Consider the following 19,138-nt stretch of genomic DNA (forward strand, 5'->3'; position numbering starts at 1 on the left):
GAATTCCAGCCAACCCTCTCGATGAACCAATGCTATTTCAATCGAGAAGTGGGCGCGGCTTGGAAAACCGGCTTATGCTCCGCCGCCAATTGGCGTAAACGATTAGCCTTTCGGATGAGAGGTGGGGCGCCTATGGGCTACGGGGCTGGCTTTGGAGGCGGCGCTGTGCATCCGTCAGGCGGCTTCCCAGCGCAGCGGCGTGTCGATGTCTGAGTCGAACCACATGCCGGGATATCGCGCCCGGTGCGCCAAACCGGAGGGCTGTCCAATGTCCGGTAGAGAGCCGCAGATCGATGGTCGAGCTCACGCCGCCCACGTGAGGCTGCCGTCGGAAGCTCGCACGCTCTTCATCGCACACTGCGGCGTGCCGCATTGAGGAAGGAGCAGCGGCGGCGCTAATCTTGGTGATCGTCCAATCAACGCGGGCGTTCTCGCCGGCATCGCACTCGAGATCGTTGTTATTGGACGTGCCGCTCCGCAAACCCTCTGGAGTATCCAATTGTCGTTGGATCGTTAGCCAGTCGTCAGGCGGGTTCGACTGTGCCGTAGAACATTTCGTATGTGCCCAAGGAGCGGATGACGGACGCCCGCCAGGCTCGCGAGCCAACCCAGTCCGGCCAGGAGGATGGCGCATAGGCTCGCGAGAGGCGGCAAATCAAAACGCCAACCGGCTGCCGCGATCACGACAAGTGGCCCGAGCGCCGTTCCGAAAGTAACCGCGGCGCTACCCGCGAGCCGCATGGCCAGCTCGCCAACCGAGAAGGGTGCGACGCGGTGCACGAGAAAGAGCGCGGCTCCGACATTGATCGGAACCGAGACCCAGGCACTCCAAGCGATCGCCCTTGCTCCGTAAGGCGCCGCGGCCGCGATGCACAGGACCGAAACGAGCGCCTGGAACAGGGCGAGGAGCGTCGTGAGGCGAATGGCGCCGAGCGCGATGGGTACGGTATAGCTGATGCCCATTGGGGCGTTGAACAGAGCGGCTCCGGCCATGATTTGAACGAGGGTCGCGGCTTCCCGCCACTGCGCGCCGAGCAGCGTCAGGATAATCGGGAAGGCGAGCAGCCCGATAACCGTGAGCGCGGGCCAGTAGATGGCGGTCATCAGCTCGGCGGCGCGGACGTAGGTTGGGCCGAGGGGCACCCCGTCGCGGGCCTCGCGCGAAAAGGCGGGAAATGCGACGGAGGATACGGCACCGAGCAAGACACGATCGGGAAGCGTCACCACCATCCCGGCCCGGTAGAGGAGACCGATCCCGCCCGGCGACACAAAACGGCCCATGACGAGGTAGGCGGCATTCTCACTGGCGATGTTGAGCAGACGCGTCGCGGCGCCGTACATGCCGAATGTCAGCACTCTGCGCCAATCCCGCAAACTGATCCCGAACATCGTCCAATCCCGAAGGAGGACCGGGTAGATGAACGCCGATGCGCCATTGGAGATGACATAGGCCCAAGCGAAGCTCATGTAGCTTGCGCCTTGCAGAGCGAAGAGGATTGCGGCGCCGGCGTTGATCACGGTGACGAGGAGGCCTGCGGCGCCTCGGCGTCCGAAGGCGAGTTCGCGCGCCATCAGCGCCCCAGCCGGTCCGGAGGTGAGCCCCAAGGCGAAGCCCAGCGCGAAGACCTGGAGGAATGTCTGCAACTCATCGAGATTGTAGAAGCGGGCGAGCGGACGCGCGAGGCCATAGAGGCACGCGGCGATCGCGAGTGTGAAGAGCCCGTTGAGAGTGAAGACTGTGCGCAGCGCGGAACGATTGAGATGGCGGGTCTGCACGATGTAATTGGAAGCGCTGACCTCGCGCACGCCCTCCGCCAGCGCGGCGGCTGCAAACCCGACGACGCCGATCCCGAACTCGCTCGGGGTCAACAATCGAGAGAGCACAATGGTTGCGCCGATGCTTGTCAGCACGCTGAAGTAGCGCTCGCTGGACGCGAGCGCAACGGCGCGGATGATCCTCGGCACTAGATCAGACGCCAGAAGCGCAGTTCCACGGAACCGCCAACCGCCGGTATCGCGAGCGCCGCCCAACTCCGCGGCGTCGCCTTGAAGCTCCAAAGGCTGATGTCCGCAGCGGTTATGCCCGGCCGCGTCACAGATAGGATCCGCGCCGGAGCGTCGGGGTCGGTGGAGACCTCAAAGGAGTGTAGATCTGCCGAAAATCCTTCCCCCCAAAGTTTGACGACCGCTTCCCTTCGGGTCCAACAAGCGAAAAATGCATCCATCTGAGCAGATGGCCTCGTCCGCAGAATGGATTGAGCTTCATAAGAGGCAAACGTGTCCATCAGCCCCTGCCAGCCATCGATAGGACGCATTTCCTCCAAATCAACTCCGAGACTTGCCGTGTGGGCGAGGGCGATGAGCGCCTGGCCGCCGGAATGAGAGAGATTGAACGCCAAGCAGCTCGCGACACTTGGCGGCAATGCCGGTTTACCCCATGGACCGACCTCGAACGCGATCTCTGCGGGCGGGCAGTCGAGTCTCGCGCCCAATATATGGCGCAAGTATCCACGCGCCGCGGCGAAGCGGCGCGCATCGCGCGCAAAAGCAAAACGACCGGCGCGTCTGCGCTCTTCTACGTTGAGCGCACCGGTGATCGAAGGGCGGGCGCCATCCAAGTCGATCAGCCAGAGGTCCACGGCATTCGCGCAGGGAGGAGCCGGTCGGCGCACGTCCCGTATCTCCGTCCAAGGCGCCGCGTTCATCAGATCCCTCATGCCCCAATGCGGCAAGCCGGCCCGCCGTGCGGAGAGCTTGGAGGGCTGTGCCGAAGGCCGCTGGCGGGCGAAGCTAACCTTCAAGGCCTATTCGAGAAACTCCGAAACAATGTGTCGTCCTCTAGTCCTCTTGATAAGCGTGGGCATCACCACGGCCGAGGAAAGGACCAAATGGTCTTAGATCTCTCGTCCATTTGGATAGCGGAAGACGAGAAGCGGACTCTGTCCTGCACCTTGGCCGACCGCGTCGCGCGTCTGCATGAGGGAGGAGAGCGGGGAGGCCGGGTCGCTCGTTCATAGTCCCTGACCAGCCGTCGCCAGCGGATTATCCAACCGAACGTCCGCTCGCACCCAAACACGCGGGAGAACCTCGAAGCTCTTTTGTTCCGTCCCGTCGACGTATGATCCCAGCGCGAAGTCGAGATCGGCCGACTTGTGACCGCTGTCGCCCCACAATGCGACCTGCCAGCGCAAGGCCGAGCTCGCGGTGCCAAAGGCTCTCTCATCGGACTGCTCGAGACGAAGTTAGTCGATGCGAAATTTTTGGGGTTCTACGCGCACCAGTTTGTCCTGCTTGGACTTGGCAATGCAGGAACTCTACGGGCGCTGCGCCGTTCCCAAGACTTGGTCGCCCTGACGGCATCCGGGCGATGTCCGGCCTCCAGAGCCATTTTTCTAGTCCCGCGCTCACCACGCAAAAAAACGAGGCCGCTGATGAAAGCGTTGACCTGGCACGGCAAAGGCGACATCCGCTGCGAGCGCGTCGACGATCCCAGGATCGAGCACGGCCGGGACGCCATCATCAAGGTGACGGCTTGCGCGATCTGCGGCTCGGACGTGCACATCTATGACGGCGTCATTCCGTCCATGCAGAGCGGCGACGTTCTCGGCCACGAGACCATGGGCGAAGTCGTCGAGGTCGGCCCCGAGAACAAGGCGCTGAAGGTCGGCGACCGCGTCGTCGTGCCATTCACCATTTCTTGCGGCGAATGTTTCTTTTGCCGGCGCGGCTTCTACTCCGGCTGCGAGCGCTCCAACCCCGACAAGGCTCAAGCCGAGAAGATGTGGGGATACTCGCCCGCCGGCCTCTTCGGCTATTCGCATATGCTCGGTGGCTATGCCGGCGGTCAGGCTGAATATCTGCGCGTGCCCTATGCAGATGTCGGACCCATCAAGGTGCCGACCGGCCTCAGCGATGAGCAGGTGCTGTTCCTCTCGGACATCTTCCCCACCGGCTACATGGCCGCCGAGTTCTGCAACATCCAGCCGGGCGACACGATTGCCGTGTGGGGCTGCGGACCTGTCGGCCAATTCGCCATCCGCAGCGCCGTCCTGCTGGGCGCGGAACGGGTGATCGCCATCGACACGGTGCCGGAGCGACTGGCGCTGGCGCAGGCCGGGGGCGCCGAGGTGCTCGATTTTCTCGAAGAGGATATCTACGAGCGCATCCGCGAGTTGACCAAGGGCCGCGGCGCCGACGCCTGCATCGACGCGGTGGGCACGGAGGCCGATGCAGCGTCCAGCTTCTACGCGCGAATCGATCGGCTCAAGGTGGCGACCTTCATGGGCACGGACCGCCCGCACGTGCTGCGCCAGGCGATCCAATGCTGCCGCAACTTCGGCACCGTCTCCATCGTCGGCGTCTATGGCGGCTATCTCGACAAAATCCCCATGGGCTCGGCCATCAACCGCGGCCTGACGTTCCGCATGGCTCAGACGCCGGTGCAACGCTACCTGCCGTTGCTGCTGGAGCGCATCGAGAAAGGCGAGATCGACCCGTCTTTCGTCATCACGCATCGCGCCTCTCTGGAAGACGGACCTGGCCTTTACGAGACCTTCAGAGACAAGCAGGACGGCTGCATCAAGGTCGTCCTGCGCCCCTGACCGACAGGAGACGGACCATGGCATCGCGTGAACCCTCCGGCCGGCCGCTGGCCATTGTGACCGGCGCATCCACCGGCATCGGCTACGAGCTGGCCCTCCAATGCGCGAACAACGGTTTCGACCTGATCATCGCCGCTGACGAGCCCGAGATCGAACGCGCCGCCTCCGATCTCAGGGGCAGAGGCGCTCGGGTGGAAACGCTCGAAGCCGATCTTGCGACCGAAAAGGGTGTGCTCGAGCTCTGCGCGCTGGCGGCCGCCGACGGCCGGCCCGTGGCGGCGCTGCTCGCCAATGCTGGGCGCGGGCTCGGCAAGGGCTTCCTTGACCAGGAGCCGGCCGACTGGCGCCAGGTGCTGGACACCAATCTGACCGGCACCCTGCTGCTGATCCACAAGATCGGCCGCGACATGCGCACGCACAACCGGGGCAGGATCCTGATCACCGGTTCGATTGCCGGCTTCATCCCGGGAGCGTTCCAGGCGGTCTATAACGGCACGAAGGCGTTCCTCGATTCCTTTTCCTGGGCGCTGCGCAACGAGCTGAAGGATACCGGCGTTAGCGTGACCTGCCTGATGCCGGGTCCGACGGAGACCGAGTTCTTCGAGCGGGGCGACCTGATGGACACCGCCGTCGGACAGCAGAAGAAGGACGACCCTGCGGCCGTCGCCAAGGTCGGCTTCGACGCGATGATGAAGGGCGAGGGCGACGTCGTCGCCGGCTGGAAGAACAAGCTGCAGGCGACCATGGCGCACGTGACGCCCGCCGCCGTGCTGGCCGAGCAGCACCGCAAGATGGCGGAGCCGGGCTCGGGCGGCCGCTGACGCAGCCCTCATCCGCAACAGAAACGCAAGGACGCCGGCCATGGCCCAGACCGTCGGAGATTTCGTCGTGGCACGGCTCGCGGCGTGGGGCGTGCGGCGGCTGTTCGGCTATCCCGGTGACGGCATCAACGGCGTCTTCGGCGCGTTGAACCGGGCGGAAGGCAAGATCGAATTCATCCAGGCCCGGCATGAGGAGATGGCCGCCTTCATGGCCGCAGCACATGCCAAGTTCACCGGCGAGCTCGGCGTCTGCATCGCCACCTCCGGGCCGGGGGCATCGCATCTCTTGACCGGCCTCTACGATGCGCGGCTGGACCATCAGCCGGTACTGGCCATCGTCGGACAGCAGGCACGCACGGCCCTCGGCGGCCACTACCAGCAGGAGCTGGACCTCCTGTCCATGTTCAAGGACGTGGCAAGCGATTTCGTCCAGCAGGCGATGGTCCCGGCCCAGGTGCGCCATCTGGTGGACCGCGCGGTGCGCATCGCACTCGGCCGCAAGACGGTGACGGCGCTGATCCTACCCAACGACCTCCAGGAGCTTCCCTATGAGGAGCCGCCACGCCAGCACGGCACACTGCATTCGGGAGTCGGACTGTCGCCTGCCCGGGTCATGCCGTTCGACGCCGACCTGGAGCGCGCCGCCGCGGTGCTGAACGCGGGATCCAAAGTGGCGATGCTGGTCGGCGCTGGCGCGCTGGGGGCCACGGACGAGGTGATCGCCGTGGCCGATCGGCTGGGCGCGGGCGTTGCCAAGGCGCTGCTCGGTAAGGCCGTCCTGCCCGACGACCTGCCCTGGGTCACCGGGTCGATCGGCCTGCTCGGCACCAAGCCGAGCGACACCTTGATGAACGAGTGCGATACGCTGCTGATGGTCGGCTCCGACTTTCCCTATGCGGAGTTCCTGCCCCCGGAAGGCCAGGCCCGCGGGGTGCAGGTCGACATCAAGCCCGACATGCTGTCGCTGCGCTACCCCATGGAGGTGAGCCTGGTGGGCGATGCCCGCGAGACCCTGCGCGCGCTGCTGCCGCTTTTGAACGCGAAGGACGCCAACAGCTGGCGCGCGACGATCGCAGCCGAGGTCGACGCGTGGTGGGCGACGCTCGCAGAGCGGGCGAAGGTCAAGGCCGATCCGGTCAACCCGCAGTTGGTCACCTGGGAACTGTCGCCGCGCCTGCCGGACGGCGTCATTCTCACCAGCGATTCCGGATCGTGCGCCAATTGGTTTGCCCGCGATCTCAAGATGCGCCGCGGCATGATGGCGTCGCTTTCCGGCCGCCTCGCCTCCATGGGCTCGGCCGTGCCCTACGCCATCGCCGCCAAGTTCGCTCACCCGCAGCGAGCTGTCATCGCGCTGGTCGGCGATGGCGCCATGCAGATGAACAACATGGCCGAGCTGATCACCGTGGCCAAGTACTGGCGCCAATGGGCTGATCCGCGTTGGATCGCCTGCGTCTTGAACAACGCCGATCTCAACCAGGTGACGTGGGAGCAGCGCGTCATGGAGGGGGATCCCAAGTTCGAGGCGTCCCAGAATATCCCCGACGTGCCGTATCACCGCTTCGCCGAGCTGATCGGCCTCAAAGGCATCTTTGTCGACGATCCGGGACAGGTGGGACGCGCCTGGGAGGAGGCACTGTCGGCCGACCGACCTGTGGTGATCGAGGTGAAGACCGATCCCGAGGTGCCGCCGCTGCCGCCGCACATCACCTTCGAGCAGGCGCGCAACCTGGCGTCGGCGCTCGCGCACGGAGAGCCTAGCACCGCCAGCGTCATCAAGGGCACCGCGCGGCAGCTGGTGGGGGCGATACTACCCGGTGCGAGCGACAAACACTGACGTGACGTGGGGTGTGAGCGAGGCGCCCTTCCTGCCGGCGTCTGAGGCACGATCGAAGGAGCGGTGTGCGACAAACGCTGGCGTCAATCGAGCATGCCTGCCGGCTGCCCGGACAGAACCTCCGGTAGCCGAAGGTGAGCGGCGCAGGCCGCGCCCACATCGGCGAAGCTCGTGCGCCTGCCCATGGACGCGCCGCTTGTTCCCGGACTGACCGCCAGCACCGGAACCCATTCCCGCGTATGGTCGGTGCCCGCCCAGGTCGGATCGCAGCCGTGGTCGGCGGTGACAATGAGCGCGTCCCCGCTCTGCAACTGCCCCAGCAGTTGCCCGAGCTGGGCGTCGAATGCTTCCAGGGCCCGCGCATACCCCGGCGGATCGCGTCGATGGCCGTAGAGGCTGTCGAAGTCGATCAGATTGGTGAATGCCAGCCCCCCATCGGCCAGCTCGGCAACCGCCTTCGCGGTCGCCTCCATCAGCGCGCTGTTACCGGTTGCCTTGACCTCCCGTCCCGTGCCCTCATGGGCGAAGATGTCGCCGATCTTGCCGATGGAGATCACCTGGCGCCCTTCGCGCGACGCGAGCGACAGCAAGGTCGGGGCCGGTGGCGCGATGGCGAAATCCCGCCTCCGCGGCGTGCGCTCGAACCGGCCGGGCTCGCCGATGAACGGACGAGCGATGACCCGTCCCACCATCAGCGGCCGTGTGAGTTCGCGCGCAACGGCGCAAATGTCGTAGAGCCGCTCCAGGCCAAAGGCTTCTTCGTGCGCGGCGATCTGAAAGACGCTGTCGGCGGATGTGTAGCAGATCGGCTTGCCCGAACTCATGTGAGCTGCGCCGAGGCGCTCGATGATCTCGGTGCCCGAAGCATGACAATCGCCGAGGATGCCGGGAAGGGCGGCCCGGCCGCAGAGCTCGGCGACCAGTTCTGGCGGAAAGCACGGGGACGTCTTGGGGAAATAGCCCCATTCGAAGGGCACGGGCAGTCCGGCGATCTCCCAATGTCCCGATGGGGTGTCCTTGCCCTTCGACACCTCGGCCGCGCAGCCATAACGGCCGCCGGGTGATAGGGCACCGTCGAGCCCGGCCGGCACGCGCCCGGTCGCCAGATAACAGGCCCGTCCGAGGCCGAGCCGCACGAGGTGCGGAACCTCGAGCTGCGCGCCGCGTTCGCGGGCACAGAAGTCGGCGATATGGCCGACAGTGTCGGCACCGCTGTCGCCGTAGCGCCCGGCGTCCGGGGCCGCGCCGATGCCGACGGAATCCATCACGATCAGAAATGCGCGCGGCATACCTCTTCCTCCGGCTGGACCTGCTCCAGGGCATCTGAACCTTGAGTGCTTCTGGGTCAGCCCGTTCGCATGAGATCGAAGACGGCGCCGTCCCAGCGCCGCAGTCCCCGTCGGCCATTCTCCAGCACATGAAACCCAAGCTCGCCGGCCAGTCTCGACACGTCGTGGCGATCGTCGTCGTCGCTGCCGCGATATGAATAATTGTAGATGAGGAGTCTGCTCCGCGGGCGCAGAACGCGGTGCGCTTCGCGCAGGTTGGCGACGACGAGGGCGGGACCGCTGGCTACGACGTAAGGAAAGCTGTCGACGAAAAGCACGAGCTCGTAAGCCGCACTCGAGCAGGGCGCCAGGTCCGAGCCGCTGCCCGGCGCAAGCGTGATGTTCTCAAGCCCGGCGCAACGTTTGCGCGCTTCCGCGATCATCACGGCCGACACCTCGATCCCGACCGCCTCCTTCACGCGGGGCGCGAGCGCGGCGAGAATGCGACCGATGCCGCAGCCGACGTCCACGACACGGCGATCGGCACCGAGCACCCCCCGCGCGCGCAAGTCGTCGACGATCTCCGCCGTGGCAGATGCCAGGAGATCCGGGCGCCCGAGGCTGTACAAGGCAACGGCCGCTTCCGGCGAGATCGCCGCTGCCGCATCGAACGCGCGTGCCCATGTTGCGGGCGTCCGCTCCGTATCCACCTCCGCGCTTGTCGACGCGACCGCTCGCGTGACGGCGAAGGCGGCGGGAGTCGCATTCCACAGGGCGTATACCGCGGCCAGGCGACGCCGGGGGGCGGGCGCGGCGTCGGCCAAGGCGTGGGCCAGCGCATGCCGCGCGCCCTGCTCGTCGGTTGCGGCAAGGCAGAGCTGAGCAAGGGCGATGCCCGGCGGCAGCTCGCCGTCCGCGCAAAGACCCAGCACCGCATCCAACGCCTCAGCCATACGCCAACGCCTTCAATGGCCGAAATATCCGGCAGCAATTGAGTCGGTCGACGGCACCCCACGCGTGCTTGTAGGGCTCGTCACCGCGCAGGAAGTGGAACTCTCGCGCGCCGGCAGCCACCGCGTCCTCGATGGCGGCGGCGATCAGCAGGGTACCGGGGCTGGTGTAGGCCTGCTGCGGGTCGAAGCCGCCGATGTAGGCATAGGCGCATGTGCCGTCGCGCAGACCGTAGTAGACGCCTGCCACCTCGCCGCCGATGCGACACCGCAGGACGCGCAGCAACCCCGCGCGGTCGAGTGCCGGCAGCGCTTCACGATGGAATGCCGCGACCCGCTCGTCGGCGAAGATGCCGCCGCCGCGCTCGGCCCAGCGGATGGCGTGCAGGCGGACGAGATCGCCCAGGGCATCGACAAGGGCCGGCGTTCCACAGACCTCGATGGTGTATCCGCCGGCCCGCGCCGCTCGATGGCGCGCCATGCGCACCTTGCGCATCCGCGCGTGCGGCACGACCTCGGCTAGGTCCTGTGCCTGATCCGGCAGGGCGAGCACCGGGCATACGTCGCCGGGATGCAGCTCGCCGATGGCATCCGGCGCCAGATCCAACGCCTGCGCGGTCGGCCGCAGCTCGGGCAGGGCCCAGGCGGAAATTCCCGCATGCAAGCCGTCGACAATGGCACCGCTCAAGACGTCGCCCGCCGGCGCGAGATGGTCCGGATCGACCAACACGTCCAGATAGTCGCTGACCGAGATGCCGAGCGGCAGGGCGCGGCCGCCCGGTTCGACGTAAAAGGGAGCCAGACCGACGAGCGTTGCCCCATGCTTGACTGCCAGCACGCAGAGCTTGCCCGGCGCAAAGGTCTTCCACCATGGAATGAGCCATGTGGGCGATTGGAATGGGGTGGCGCTCGGGGCCCGATGCCAGAGCGCCCACCACTCGTCGGCAATCGCCTCCAGGTCGCTTAGTTGATCGATCCTTGCGAGTCTGAGCCTCATGCGGCGGCTCCCGTTTCAGGCAAGCCATCGGCGATCAGCTCGCGATAGCGGGCGATGTAGCTCGCCACCATCTGCCGCCCATCGAAGCGGGCGCGGGCGACCTGGCGGCACACCCGTCCATCGAGCGTGTGAGCTCGCCTCAGGCCGAAGGCCAGCTCCGCGACGTCGTTGGCGAGAAACCCGGTGACGCCGTGGTCGACTGCGTCGACCAGTGCGCCGCGGGCCAGGGCCACGACCGCGGTCCCTGCCGCAAGCGCCTCACGGGCGACGAGCGAGCTCGTCTCGGCAACCGTCGAAGCGATCACCACGCAGTGCGCTGCGCCAAGCAGCCTGCGCTTGCGCGCGAGGCCCACCGGCCCGATGTAGCGGCGCCATCGGTCGAGCCGTGGCGCGACGGCGTCGGCGAAATAGCGTTCATGGTCCGGATAGGGGAAAAGCTTGCCCGCAATCAGCAGCGGCAGCTCCGCCTGCTTAGCTGCGTCGATGGCGAGGTGCACGCCCTTTTCCGGACACATGCGGGCGAGCATCAACACGAAACGGCGTTTGGCATGGCGACCGGCGAACGCCTCCAGCTCGATCCCGTTCTCGATCGGTGACAGCAGGCCGGGACGGGCGGCCGCCCTGTGCTGGGCCGCGGACACACCATGCACGAAGGTGCGTGGGCGAAGCGGCGCGAGCGCCGCGGGTGGATACCAGCCGGGCGGCAGATGCAGCGTCGCCAGCACCGGCAGGCCTGCCTCTGGCAGATAGGCCTGGTAGTCGACCCCGTGCATGTGCACGAGATCGATCCGCCGACTGCGGAGCGCGGCAGCCAGCGCGTCGCGATAGAGCCGTTCAAACCGGGCTCGTGCAGCATCGTCGAGCGGGCCGTGCGGCCTCGGCATGGGTAGCAAGGTGCCGGCCACCCGCGAGCCGGTCTGGGCCATCACGAGGGAGGTGTGACCGGCGCCGGTCAACCCGGCATCGATCATGGCCAGCACCTGCTCGGCGCCGCCGGCCGTATCGCGGCTGACCGGCGCGAACGGATAGGCGACGCTGAGCACGGTGAGACTCATGCGGCCAGCCTTTCGAAAGCGCGGCGCGCCGCCCCCACGCAGGCGGGCCAGTCGGCCGGCGATAGCCCCCAGTCGTGGCCGCCGTAGAGGCAACGGCCTCGGTTCGGCAGCGCAGCGAAACAGTAGTCCGGCGCGGCGCGGAAGCGCTCCTGCCGGACCGAGAACGGGCGAAGGGTGTCCGTCTGCGTGGCGTGGCAGGCCAGCATGCGACGCTTGCGCATGCGCTCGCCCGGCTTCAGGTCGATGACCACGCCGTGGTCGCCGTCGCAGAACCGCTGGACGCATATGCCGGCCTCGCCCAGGTGATAGAGGGGCATCTCGATGATTTCGACGATGCTCGAGCCTGGTAGGTCTGCGGCGAGGCGGACGCAGAACGCGATGCCGTCGTGGTCGGGATGGCCGCCTTCGAAGGCGTGGGTGAACACACTCCTGATGCCGTGGATCGCAAACAGCCGCGCGAGCGCGCGGGCGATCTCAGCCATCCGATGGCAGACGCCCTGGTCGGGGACGTCCAAGAGGATCAGTGCCGAAGCCGGCACCCGCGCCACCGCGAGCGCACGGATCAGCTCGGCGCGCCGGCAGGTTCCATACGCGCCGGGATCGGAGAAGCCGCAGCGCGACGCGTCGGCGCCCTCGCGCGGCGCCCCGTCCGTGACGACGATCAGCCGCCCGCCGGACAAGCGCCCGAGCAGCCCGCCGCACCCCAGCGTCTCGTCGTCGGGATGGGCGACCACCACGGCGACATCGGCCCCGCCGAGGGGTCGGTCGGGCGTATGCGCGATTCGTCGAAGCAGTGGCATTGGACCTACCCGCCGGCTGCATGCGGCACCGATCTCGCAGACTCGGGCCCGCCGCCCCATCGTCCGGCAGCGGCGATCGCGCCTCCCGCAACGCCGGACCGGGCGGACAGCAGACCGATGGCCGAACGATAACCGTTGAAGGTGCCGACATCGACGTAAGCGCGTCCAGCGCGCACCCCCACAGCCTCGCCCCCGGCCGCGAGATAGGCGTTGACCAGCGTTCCGACGAATTCGTCGGCCCGCCCGCGGCGCAGCCACAGGTCATGCAGTGTGTGGAAGGTAGCGCCGGACAGCTTGAAGGCGCCCCAGATCCACTGGGAGGCCGCATCCTCTCGCTTCACCTGGATTTCGACTACCCGGTCGTTGCCGTCGAGCACGACCGCATCGAAATACCTGGGCTCGTCCACGGGAAACAGCAGGAACGACAGATCCCCGTCCGGCAGCGTCGTAAAGCCCTCGCGCGGAAACCAGACCGTGTCCGGCAAGCCGACAAGCACCTGGTCGCTCGCGGCGATCAGGGGCGCAGCCCGGAAGATCGCATCACACAGGCCGTCGGCCTTGGGTTGCACGGCATAGACCACCGCGACGCTACCGTGCCCCGCGCCGTAATACTCCATGATGTCGGACTTGCCCGGAGAAATGACGAAGGCGATCTTGTCGGCCCCGCCAGCCACCATACGTTCGAGCAAATATTCGCTGACGGCACACGGGCGCTCGACGCCAGCTTCGACGCGACTGCCGACGGGCAGCAGCTCCTTGGAGAAGGCGAGCGGCTGAATGCGGCTGCCGCGGCCCGCGGCGGGAATGATGCCCCACATGGATCAAGCCTCCTTGGCGACGCGCGCCGCTCGGGGTGTCGCGGCGAGCAGCGCTTCGAGCTGCGCTGCACGGTGATCGCAGGTATGCTCCGCGAGCACCCGCTCGCGGGCGCGGGCACCCATGAGCCGTGTGTCTTCGGGCGAGCGATCCAGCGCTGTCAGCACGTCCTGCGCCGTGCGCGCCACAAGCAACTCGCGGCCAGGCTCGAAGAACGTATCGAGACCTTCCCAGTCGTCGCTGATCAGCGCCGTTCCACACGCGGCGGCTTCGAACAGGCGCCCTGATGGGCACCAGCCCATCTCGGCCATCGCCCGCCGCGTCACGTTGAGGGTGAGTGGAGACGAGCAGAAGAACGACGCATGGTCGGCCGGCGGCAGGTGCCGCACGAAAAAGACGTTGTCGACCCACGGAAATTCGGGCGGGTACTGGGCGCCCCCAAGCACAAAGCGCGCATTCGGCCGCAGTCCGGCCGGGCCGATGAAAAAGCGCTGCACCCCGTCCTGGCGGTCGGCCGCATAGGTGCCGAGATAGGAGAGATCGCCGGCAAAGGCCGCCTGCGGTTGAACCGGCCGATGAACGTGCGGGTCAACGTGGCCGTACAGAGGCACGGCGCGACGCGCGGAAAGCAACTCTTGAAGTCCGCTCAGCGCCTCCCCGCCCGTATAGCTCAATACCAGGTGGAAATCCGCAAGTAAGCGCGGGCCGATGTAGCAGGGCCGCTCGCCACGGCCGAGATTGGCCAGGGTGACCGGCGTGTCGAGATCATAGAAGATGCGTAGCGCGGACGGTGTCTCGGCGCAGAGATCGGCCGCGGCGATCCCGTCAGGACAGAAGGACGTGACCATCACCGCGTCCGCATCGCGCGCCTCGCGCGCGGCGCGCGGCGCCACATCCGTCCAATTGCGGTAAAGCACGAGCTCGCCGCCGGCGATCTCGTGCAGATCGCGATTGAGCGCGTAGTAGGAGGTGTCCCGCTCGAAGAAGACGATGCGCCAGCCACGGCGATGCAGCGCGCCGGCCAGCCCTCGCCAGAGCGTGGCATGACCATTTCCCCAGGACGAGCTGATGGTGAGGCCGAAGACGACGATCTTCATGGGCCAGCAACTCGGCGCCAAATAGATTGTTCCTGGTTGGCGGAGCGGCTTGACTTACGTCGGAGGACCCGCAGATCAAAGCCGATTTACGGTGTAGCTGGCGTCGATAACAGACATCATGTGGTCGAAATCAGCAACCTTGAGCTGGATCGTCTCGCCGACGGCGCTCGACAGGAACAAAGCTGATCTGGTCACGTTCACGTCGGCGAACATAGCTTTGTAGGCCGGGTTACGCGAGCATGACGTCACCGCCGTTCCGCGGTGCCTCGCACACGAGTGAGGGTAAGCACTTGGGCGCCAAGAAACTCCGCGTCGGGCTCGTCGGCATCGGCAATTGCGCCTCTTCCTTCGTGCAGGGCCTGAGCTACTACCGCGACGTCGCCGGCAACGAGCCGGTGCCTGGGCTCATGAACGCCACGCTCGGCGACTACCACATCTCGGATATCGAGATATCCGCCGCCTTCGACGTCGCTGCGCCGAAGGTGGGGCGGGACGTCGCCGAAGCGATCCTTGCGCCGCCCAACAACACCCATGCGTTTGCCGAAGTCGCGCCGACGGGCGTCCGCGTCGACCGCGGCATTACGCTCGACGGGATCGGCAAATACCTGGTCGACGCGGTGATCGAGTCCAATGAGCCCGTGGCAGACGTGACACGCGTGCTCCGCGACAGCGAGACCGACGTGTTGGTGTCCTACCTGCCGGTCGGTTCGCAGCGCGCCAATGAATGGTATGTCGACCGGGCCCTCGAAGCCGGGTGCGGTGTGGTCAACTGCCTGCCGGTGTTCATAGCGTCGCGGCCGGAGTGGCGGGCGCGCTTCGAAACGCGCGGCCTGCCCATCATCGGTGACGACATCAAGAGCCAGGTCGGCGCCACCATCGTCCATCGCATGTTGGCCAACCTGTTCCAGGAGCGCGGCGTGCGGCTCGACCGCACTTACCAACTAAACTTCGGCGGCAACAGCGATTTCTTGAACATGTTGGAGCGCGAGCGGTTGACGTCTAAGAAGATCTCCAAAACGCAGGCGGTGACCAGCCAATTGGCGGTGCCGATGCCTGCGTGCGACGTGCATGTGGGCCCCAGCGATTACGTTCCGTGGCTGACCGACAGGAAGATCGCGCACATTCGCTTGGAAGGCACCGCCTTCGGCGGCGTCCCGCTCAACGCCGAAGTCAAGCTCGAGGTGTGGGACTCGCCCAACTCCGCCGGCATTGTCATCGACGCGGTGCGCTGCGCCAAACTTGCCATGGATCGCGGACAGGCCGGTGCGCTCGTCGGCCCCTCGAGCTACTTCATGAAGTCGCCGCCCCAGCAGTTCACCGACGACGAGGCGCGGGAACTGACCCGCCGCTTCATCGCCGGCGACGACGGCTTCGCGAGGCCGGGGAAGCCCCAGTGACGCTGTTCCTGTTGGTGCGTCACGCTGCCCACGACAACGTCGGTGGGTTCCTGGCGGGGCGGACGCGGGGAATCCAGCTCGGGGAAGCAGGACTGTTGCAGGCTGGACGCCTCGCCTCACGCCTGCGCGGCGAAGCCATCAGCGCAATCCATACGAGCCCGCAGCCCCGCACGTGCCAGACGGCCGCCGCCATTGCCGCCGCGGCCGGACTGGCCGATCCGCGGATCGTGCCGGAGCTCGACGAGGTCGATTTCGGCTCCTGGTCGGGCCGAACCTTTGATGATCTCGACCGAGACGTCGCATTCCGTCGTTGGAACGAGGTGCGAAGCTTCTCGCGCACGCCGGCCGGCGAGAGCATGCACGACGTCCAGAGCCGCATCCTCCGTCACATGGAAGCCGCCGCGCACGAGCTCGGCGATCGCACCATAACTCTCGTCAGCCACGCCGACGTGATCAAGGCCGTGGTGATCTATCAACTGGGCCTCTCCATCGACGCCTGGCAGCGCTTCGAGGTCGAGCCGGCGTCGATCACACGGATCGAGGTCACTGGCTGGGCTTGGAAATTGCTGGGACTGAACGAGGTGGTGTGGTGAGGCAGCGACCTTGGCAAGACCCACGCCGGAGGTGTCGATGAAGCTTTCGACCCAGGAAATTCAGCAGCGCGTCGAGGCGCTCGGTCCATGGTTTCACAATCTGGATCTGAGCGGGGTCGCGACGGCCCCGGATCACTTTCTCGGTGACTATCCGCGCGTGAAGTGGCGGCACTTTGCCGGCTCGTTGCCGCAGGATCTTTCCGGCAAAAGCGTGCTCGATATCGGCTGCAACGGCGGATTCTACTCGCTCGAAATGAAGCGAAGAGGAGCGGCGCGTGTGCTAGGCGTCGACTTCGACGACGACTATCTCGCCCAGGCGCGTTTTGCGGCCGAGGTCGCCGGCCTCGATATCGCGTTCGCGAAGCTGTCCGTCTACGACGTCGCAGCCCTTCGGGAGCGCTTCGACATCGTCCTGTTCATGGGGGTGCTGTATCACCTGCGGCATCCGCTGCTCGCGTTGGATCTGATCCGCGAACACGTGGTCGACAATCTCTTGGTGTTCCAATCCATGCAGCGGGGGAGCGCCGAGGTCGACCCTGCCGTGGGGGACAGAGACTTCTGGGACGTGACGCCTTTCGAGCGCCCCGGGTATCCCAGGCTCCATTTCGTCGAGCACAGCTACGCGCAGGATCCGACCAACTGGTGGGTACCGAATGCCGCCTGCGTCGAGGCGATGCTGCGTTCGGCCGGTTTCGAGATCCTCAGCCATCCGGAGGCCGAGGTCTATGTCTGCCGTCGCGCCGGTCGGCCGGCCGGCGAAGGCGCGGTCTATCCAGCAAGGAATGGTGCGGCATGATCGAAGCGGCAATGATCTGGAACGAGCCCAACAACAAATCCCATTGGGATCCGGAGCTCGATCCGGACTGGGCGCTGTACGCCGCCATGGCGATCGAGGCGGCTGACGCGATCGCCGCCGAGAGCCCAAACGTAACGCGTGTGCTCGGGGGCATTTCGCCCATTGATCCGGTCTTCATGGAGAACATGAAGGGGCGCGGCGTGCTGGACCGTGTGGAAGCCGTGGCCGTTCATGGATTCCCCCTCGACTGGAACCTGTGGAAGGTCGACGAGTGGCCCGCCAAGCTCGCCGAGATCGAGGCCGTGACGCCGCTCCCCGTGTGGGTCAGCGAGGTGGGAATCTCCACCTTCGGTGCCGACGAGGTGCAGGTGTGGGGCTTGAAGCGCACCGCCGAGCTCCTTGTCGGGAGGGCCCCGCGCATCCAGTGGTACAGCCTCTACGACCTTCCCATGGAATGGGGTGCCACCACCCGCCACAAGGAGGCGGAGGGTTCGTCCTACTACCGTCACTTCCACATGGGGCTGCTGCGTGCCGATGGCACGCCGAAACCGGCGCTGACCGAATTTGCCAAGTGGACGCCCGCGGTGGGCCTTGTGCAATGGTTCCACTTCGAGGATCCGCGCCTCGACGATGCGGTCTCCTGGATGAAGCGCCTCGGCGTGACCTACGTGCGCACCGGCCTGTCGTGGGCCGACAGCTTTCGCCCCAACGCCGACGCCTGGTTTGACCGAATGATGCTGGCGCTGGACGATTTCGATGTGACCGTGACGTTCTGCTTCACACCCGAGCACAGGGGCCTGGCGCCCCACCACACCAGCCCACCGGCGGTCTCGGGCGAGTTCGCTGCGTTCTGCGCGCGCATGATGCGGCGCTATGGGGGCGATGCTCGCTCCCTCTCGGCGGCTTGAGCGCCGCTGGGAGCAAGCCGTCCTGAACCGCATCAATTCTTGCTACAGCGGCTTCGCCTGGTCGGGCGAATGATCGCGCGCGCTTAGGTGCGGTCATCGCTCGTAATGCGCGACCACGGTGGAGGGCGTGCTGCGCCTTGCGCCCGTGCTCCTCGCCCGCCGCACGGCGCTCCTGACGAATGGCAGGTCTGCCGCCGCGCGCGCCTCGGCCGCGAAGTGAGCGATCGTCTTTTCCAGTCCGACCTCCAGATGCACCCGTGGCGACCACCCGAGCACCCGCCGCGCGATGCCGATATCGGGCCGCCGCCGCCGCGGATCGTCGATGGGAAGCGGCTTGTAGCTGACGATCGACCGCGTGCCGGTCATGGCCACCACCAAGTCGGCGAGTTCGTGCACCTTCAGCTCGTGCGGATTGCCGAGGTTGATGGCGCCCCGGTAGTCCTGCTCGTGGGTCATGAGCCGGAGCAGGCCGTCCACCAGGTCGTCCACATAGCAGAAGGAGCGGGTCTGCTCGCCGCTGCCGTAGATGGTGATGTCGTCGCCGGCGAGGGCCTGGGTGATGACATTGGACACCACGCGGCCGTCGTCGGCGCGCATGCGCGGGCCGTAGGTGTTGAAGATGCGCGCTACCCGTACGTCGACACGAGCCGTACGCAGGAAATCGAAGCTCAGCGTCTCGGCCGCTCGCTTGCCCTCGTCGTAGCAGGCCCGGGGCCCTATCGGGTTGACGTGGCCCCAGTAGCTCTCCTGCTGCGGATGGACCTCCGGATCGCCGTAGACCTCGCTGGTCGAGGCCAGCAGGAAGCGGGCGCCGCGTTGCTCGGCGAGCTGCAGGAGGTGATGGGTGCCGACCACGCTCGTCAGCAGGGTGTGTTCGGGATCGGCCTGGTAGTGCGGGGGCGAAGCGGCGCAGGCCAGGTTGAACACGTGCGTGATCGGCACGCGGCTGCGCGCGAGCCTGACCGGCAGCGGATCGATGATATCCGCCTCGCATACGTCGAACCTTGGCTCACGCTCGAGGTGGCGGACGTTGTCGAACCGGCCTGTCTGGAAATTATCGAGGCAAATGACCCGCCAGCCGCGACCCAGTAGCGCGTCGATGAGATGCGAGCCGATAAATCCCGCGCCACCGGCGACGAGAGCGATGGCGTCGTTCTCGCAGGTCATGAGCACATCCTCTTCAAAGCGCCGCACTGAGCGCG

General features: G+C 66.5%; 18 protein-coding genes and 1 pseudogene. 7 read left to right on the forward strand and 12 right to left on the reverse strand.

The genetic code is table 11. The features are described 5' to 3' along the window. Positions 1-513: 513 nt before the first annotated feature. From IEW34_RS20115 to IEW34_RS31135, 3 genes and pseudogenes are all read right to left on the reverse strand, one after another. The gene (locus IEW34_RS20115) at positions 514-1,965 is read right to left on the reverse strand and encodes an oligosaccharide flippase family protein (protein WP_188611007.1); all 1,452 of its coding nucleotides are present in this window, start codon (positions 1,963-1,965) and stop codon (positions 514-516) included. Beyond that, positions 1,965-2,705 carry a 4'-phosphopantetheinyl transferase family protein gene (locus IEW34_RS20120; protein ID WP_188611008.1) on the reverse strand — a complete coding sequence of 247 codons (741 nt, stop codon included), beginning with the start codon at positions 2,703-2,705 and terminating at the stop codon, positions 1,965-1,967. The genes IEW34_RS20115 and IEW34_RS20120 overlap by 1 nt, the downstream gene beginning before the upstream one ends. A 302-nt stretch (positions 2,706-3,007) precedes the next feature. Next, positions 3,008-3,152, reverse strand: a pseudogene (locus IEW34_RS31135) (IS5/IS1182 family transposase); the annotation flags it as partial. Positions 3,153-3,431: 279 nt separating this feature from the next. On the opposite strand from IEW34_RS31135, the gene IEW34_RS20130 reads away from it, so the two are divergent. The 3 genes from IEW34_RS20130 to IEW34_RS20140 are packed head-to-tail and all read left to right on the forward strand — an operon-like array spanning position 3,432 to position 7,259. Then, positions 3,432-4,601 carry a zinc-dependent alcohol dehydrogenase gene (locus IEW34_RS20130; protein WP_188611009.1) on the forward strand — a complete coding sequence of 390 codons (1,170 nt, stop codon included), beginning with the start codon at positions 3,432-3,434 and terminating at the stop codon, positions 4,599-4,601. A 17-nt stretch (positions 4,602-4,618) separates the two neighbouring features. After that, positions 4,619-5,422 (forward strand): SDR family NAD(P)-dependent oxidoreductase, encoded by an 804-nt coding sequence (locus IEW34_RS20135; protein WP_188611010.1) that lies wholly within the window; start codon positions 4,619-4,621, stop codon positions 5,420-5,422. 40 nt (positions 5,423-5,462) lie between these two features. After that, positions 5,463-7,259, forward strand: coding sequence for a thiamine pyrophosphate-requiring protein (locus tag IEW34_RS20140; RefSeq protein WP_188611011.1), 1,797 nt, complete (start codon positions 5,463-5,465; stop codon positions 7,257-7,259). 83 nt (positions 7,260-7,342) lie between these two features. Here IEW34_RS20140 and IEW34_RS20145 read toward each other — a convergent pair whose 3' ends face one another. The 8 genes from IEW34_RS20145 to IEW34_RS20180 form a co-directional block, all read right to left on the reverse strand. Continuing rightward, positions 7,343-8,548: a phosphopentomutase gene (locus IEW34_RS20145; RefSeq protein ID WP_188611012.1), complete on the reverse strand. Its 1,206-nt coding sequence runs from the start codon at positions 8,546-8,548 to the stop codon at positions 7,343-7,345. 56 nt (positions 8,549-8,604) lie between these two features. Further along, positions 8,605-9,459 (reverse strand): class I SAM-dependent methyltransferase, encoded by an 855-nt coding sequence (locus IEW34_RS20150; protein WP_244642114.1) that lies wholly within the window; start codon positions 9,457-9,459, stop codon positions 8,605-8,607. A 13-nt stretch (positions 9,460-9,472) separates the two neighbouring features. Next, on the reverse strand, positions 9,473-10,474 hold the full coding sequence (locus IEW34_RS20155; RefSeq protein ID WP_188611014.1) for a GNAT family N-acetyltransferase: 1,002 nt from the start codon (positions 10,472-10,474) through the stop codon (positions 9,473-9,475). Further along, entirely contained in the window at positions 10,471-11,517 is a 1,047-nt protein-coding gene (locus IEW34_RS20160; RefSeq protein ID WP_244642104.1) for a glycosyltransferase, read from the reverse strand. Before IEW34_RS20160 ends, IEW34_RS20155 begins: the two co-directional genes overlap by 4 nt. 8 nt (positions 11,518-11,525) lie before the next feature. Continuing rightward, entirely contained in the window at positions 11,526-12,329 is an 804-nt protein-coding gene (locus IEW34_RS20165) for a PIG-L deacetylase family protein (RefSeq protein WP_188611016.1), read from the reverse strand. 5 nt (positions 12,330-12,334) lie between these two features. Beyond that, on the reverse strand, positions 12,335-13,147 hold the full coding sequence (locus tag IEW34_RS20170; protein WP_188611017.1) for a sugar phosphate nucleotidyltransferase: 813 nt from the start codon (positions 13,145-13,147) through the stop codon (positions 12,335-12,337). A 3-nt stretch (positions 13,148-13,150) separates the two neighbouring features. Then, positions 13,151-14,242 carry a CgeB family protein gene (locus tag IEW34_RS20175; protein WP_188611018.1) on the reverse strand — a complete coding sequence of 364 codons (1,092 nt, stop codon included), beginning with the start codon at positions 14,240-14,242 and terminating at the stop codon, positions 13,151-13,153. 75 nt (positions 14,243-14,317) lie between these two features. Continuing rightward, on the reverse strand, positions 14,318-14,455 hold the full coding sequence (locus IEW34_RS20180; protein ID WP_188611019.1) for a hypothetical protein: 138 nt from the start codon (positions 14,453-14,455) through the stop codon (positions 14,318-14,320). A gap of 77 nt (positions 14,456-14,532) precedes the next feature. On the opposite strand from IEW34_RS20180, the gene IEW34_RS20185 reads away from it, so the two are divergent. From IEW34_RS20185 to IEW34_RS20200, 4 genes are read left to right on the forward strand one after another with little or no spacing between them, the layout of a single operon-like run. Beyond that, entirely contained in the window at positions 14,533-15,639 is a 1,107-nt protein-coding gene (locus IEW34_RS20185; RefSeq protein ID WP_244642105.1) for an inositol-3-phosphate synthase, read from the forward strand. Further along, complete coding sequence (locus tag IEW34_RS20190; RefSeq protein ID WP_244642106.1) at positions 15,636-16,232, forward strand: histidine phosphatase family protein; 597 nt, start codon at positions 15,636-15,638, stop codon at positions 16,230-16,232. Before IEW34_RS20185 ends, IEW34_RS20190 begins: the two co-directional genes overlap by 4 nt. A 37-nt stretch (positions 16,233-16,269) precedes the next feature. Further along, the gene (locus IEW34_RS20195) at positions 16,270-17,028 is read left to right on the forward strand and encodes a TIGR04290 family methyltransferase (protein WP_188611021.1); all 759 of its coding nucleotides are present in this window, start codon (positions 16,270-16,272) and stop codon (positions 17,026-17,028) included. Next, entirely contained in the window at positions 17,025-17,936 is a 912-nt protein-coding gene (locus IEW34_RS20200; protein ID WP_188611022.1) for a beta-xylosidase, read from the forward strand. Before IEW34_RS20195 ends, IEW34_RS20200 begins: the two co-directional genes overlap by 4 nt. A 93-nt stretch (positions 17,937-18,029) precedes the next feature. Here IEW34_RS20200 and IEW34_RS20205 read toward each other — a convergent pair whose 3' ends face one another. After that, positions 18,030-19,103 (reverse strand): UDP-glucuronic acid decarboxylase family protein, encoded by a 1,074-nt coding sequence (locus tag IEW34_RS20205; RefSeq protein WP_188611023.1) that lies wholly within the window; start codon positions 19,101-19,103, stop codon positions 18,030-18,032. Positions 19,104-19,138: the final 35 nt, after the last annotated feature.

Source organism: Chelatococcus reniformis, assembly GCF_014640075.1.
Classification (GTDB): Bacteria; Pseudomonadota; Alphaproteobacteria; order Rhizobiales; family Beijerinckiaceae; genus Camelimonas; species Camelimonas reniformis.

Excerpts from the sequence above, each read along its gene's own strand:
- IEW34_RS20200 (WP_188611022.1), top strand. The coding sequence starts at position 17,025 with ATGATCGAAGCGGCAATGATCTGGAACGAGCCCAACAACAAATCCCAT.
- IEW34_RS20140 (WP_188611011.1), top strand. The coding sequence starts at position 5,463 with ATGGCCCAGACCGTCGGAGATTTCGTCGTGGCACGGCTCGCGGCGTGG.
- IEW34_RS20135 (WP_188611010.1), top strand. The coding sequence starts at position 4,619 with ATGGCATCGCGTGAACCCTCCGGCCGGCCGCTGGCCATTGTGACCGGC.
- IEW34_RS20205 (WP_188611023.1), bottom strand. The coding sequence starts at position 19,103 with ATGACCTGCGAGAACGACGCCATCGCTCTCGTCGCCGGTGGCGCGGGA.
- IEW34_RS20175 (WP_188611018.1), bottom strand. The coding sequence starts at position 14,242 with ATGAAGATCGTCGTCTTCGGCCTCACCATCAGCTCGTCCTGGGGAAAT.
- IEW34_RS20130 (WP_188611009.1), top strand. The coding sequence starts at position 3,432 with ATGAAAGCGTTGACCTGGCACGGCAAAGGCGACATCCGCTGCGAGCGC.
- IEW34_RS20170 (WP_188611017.1), bottom strand. The coding sequence starts at position 13,147 with ATGTGGGGCATCATTCCCGCCGCGGGCCGCGGCAGCCGCATTCAGCCG.
- IEW34_RS20120 (WP_188611008.1), bottom strand. The coding sequence starts at position 2,705 with ATGAACGCGGCGCCTTGGACGGAGATACGGGACGTGCGCCGACCGGCT.
- IEW34_RS20145 (WP_188611012.1), bottom strand. The coding sequence starts at position 8,548 with ATGCCGCGCGCATTTCTGATCGTGATGGATTCCGTCGGCATCGGCGCG.
- IEW34_RS20180 (WP_188611019.1), bottom strand. The coding sequence starts at position 14,455 with ATGTTCGCCGACGTGAACGTGACCAGATCAGCTTTGTTCCTGTCGAGC.
- IEW34_RS20165 (WP_188611016.1), bottom strand. The coding sequence starts at position 12,329 with ATGCCACTGCTTCGACGAATCGCGCATACGCCCGACCGACCCCTCGGC.
- IEW34_RS20195 (WP_188611021.1), top strand. The coding sequence starts at position 16,270 with ATGAAGCTTTCGACCCAGGAAATTCAGCAGCGCGTCGAGGCGCTCGGT.
- IEW34_RS20155 (WP_188611014.1), bottom strand. The coding sequence starts at position 10,474 with ATGAGGCTCAGACTCGCAAGGATCGATCAACTAAGCGACCTGGAGGCG.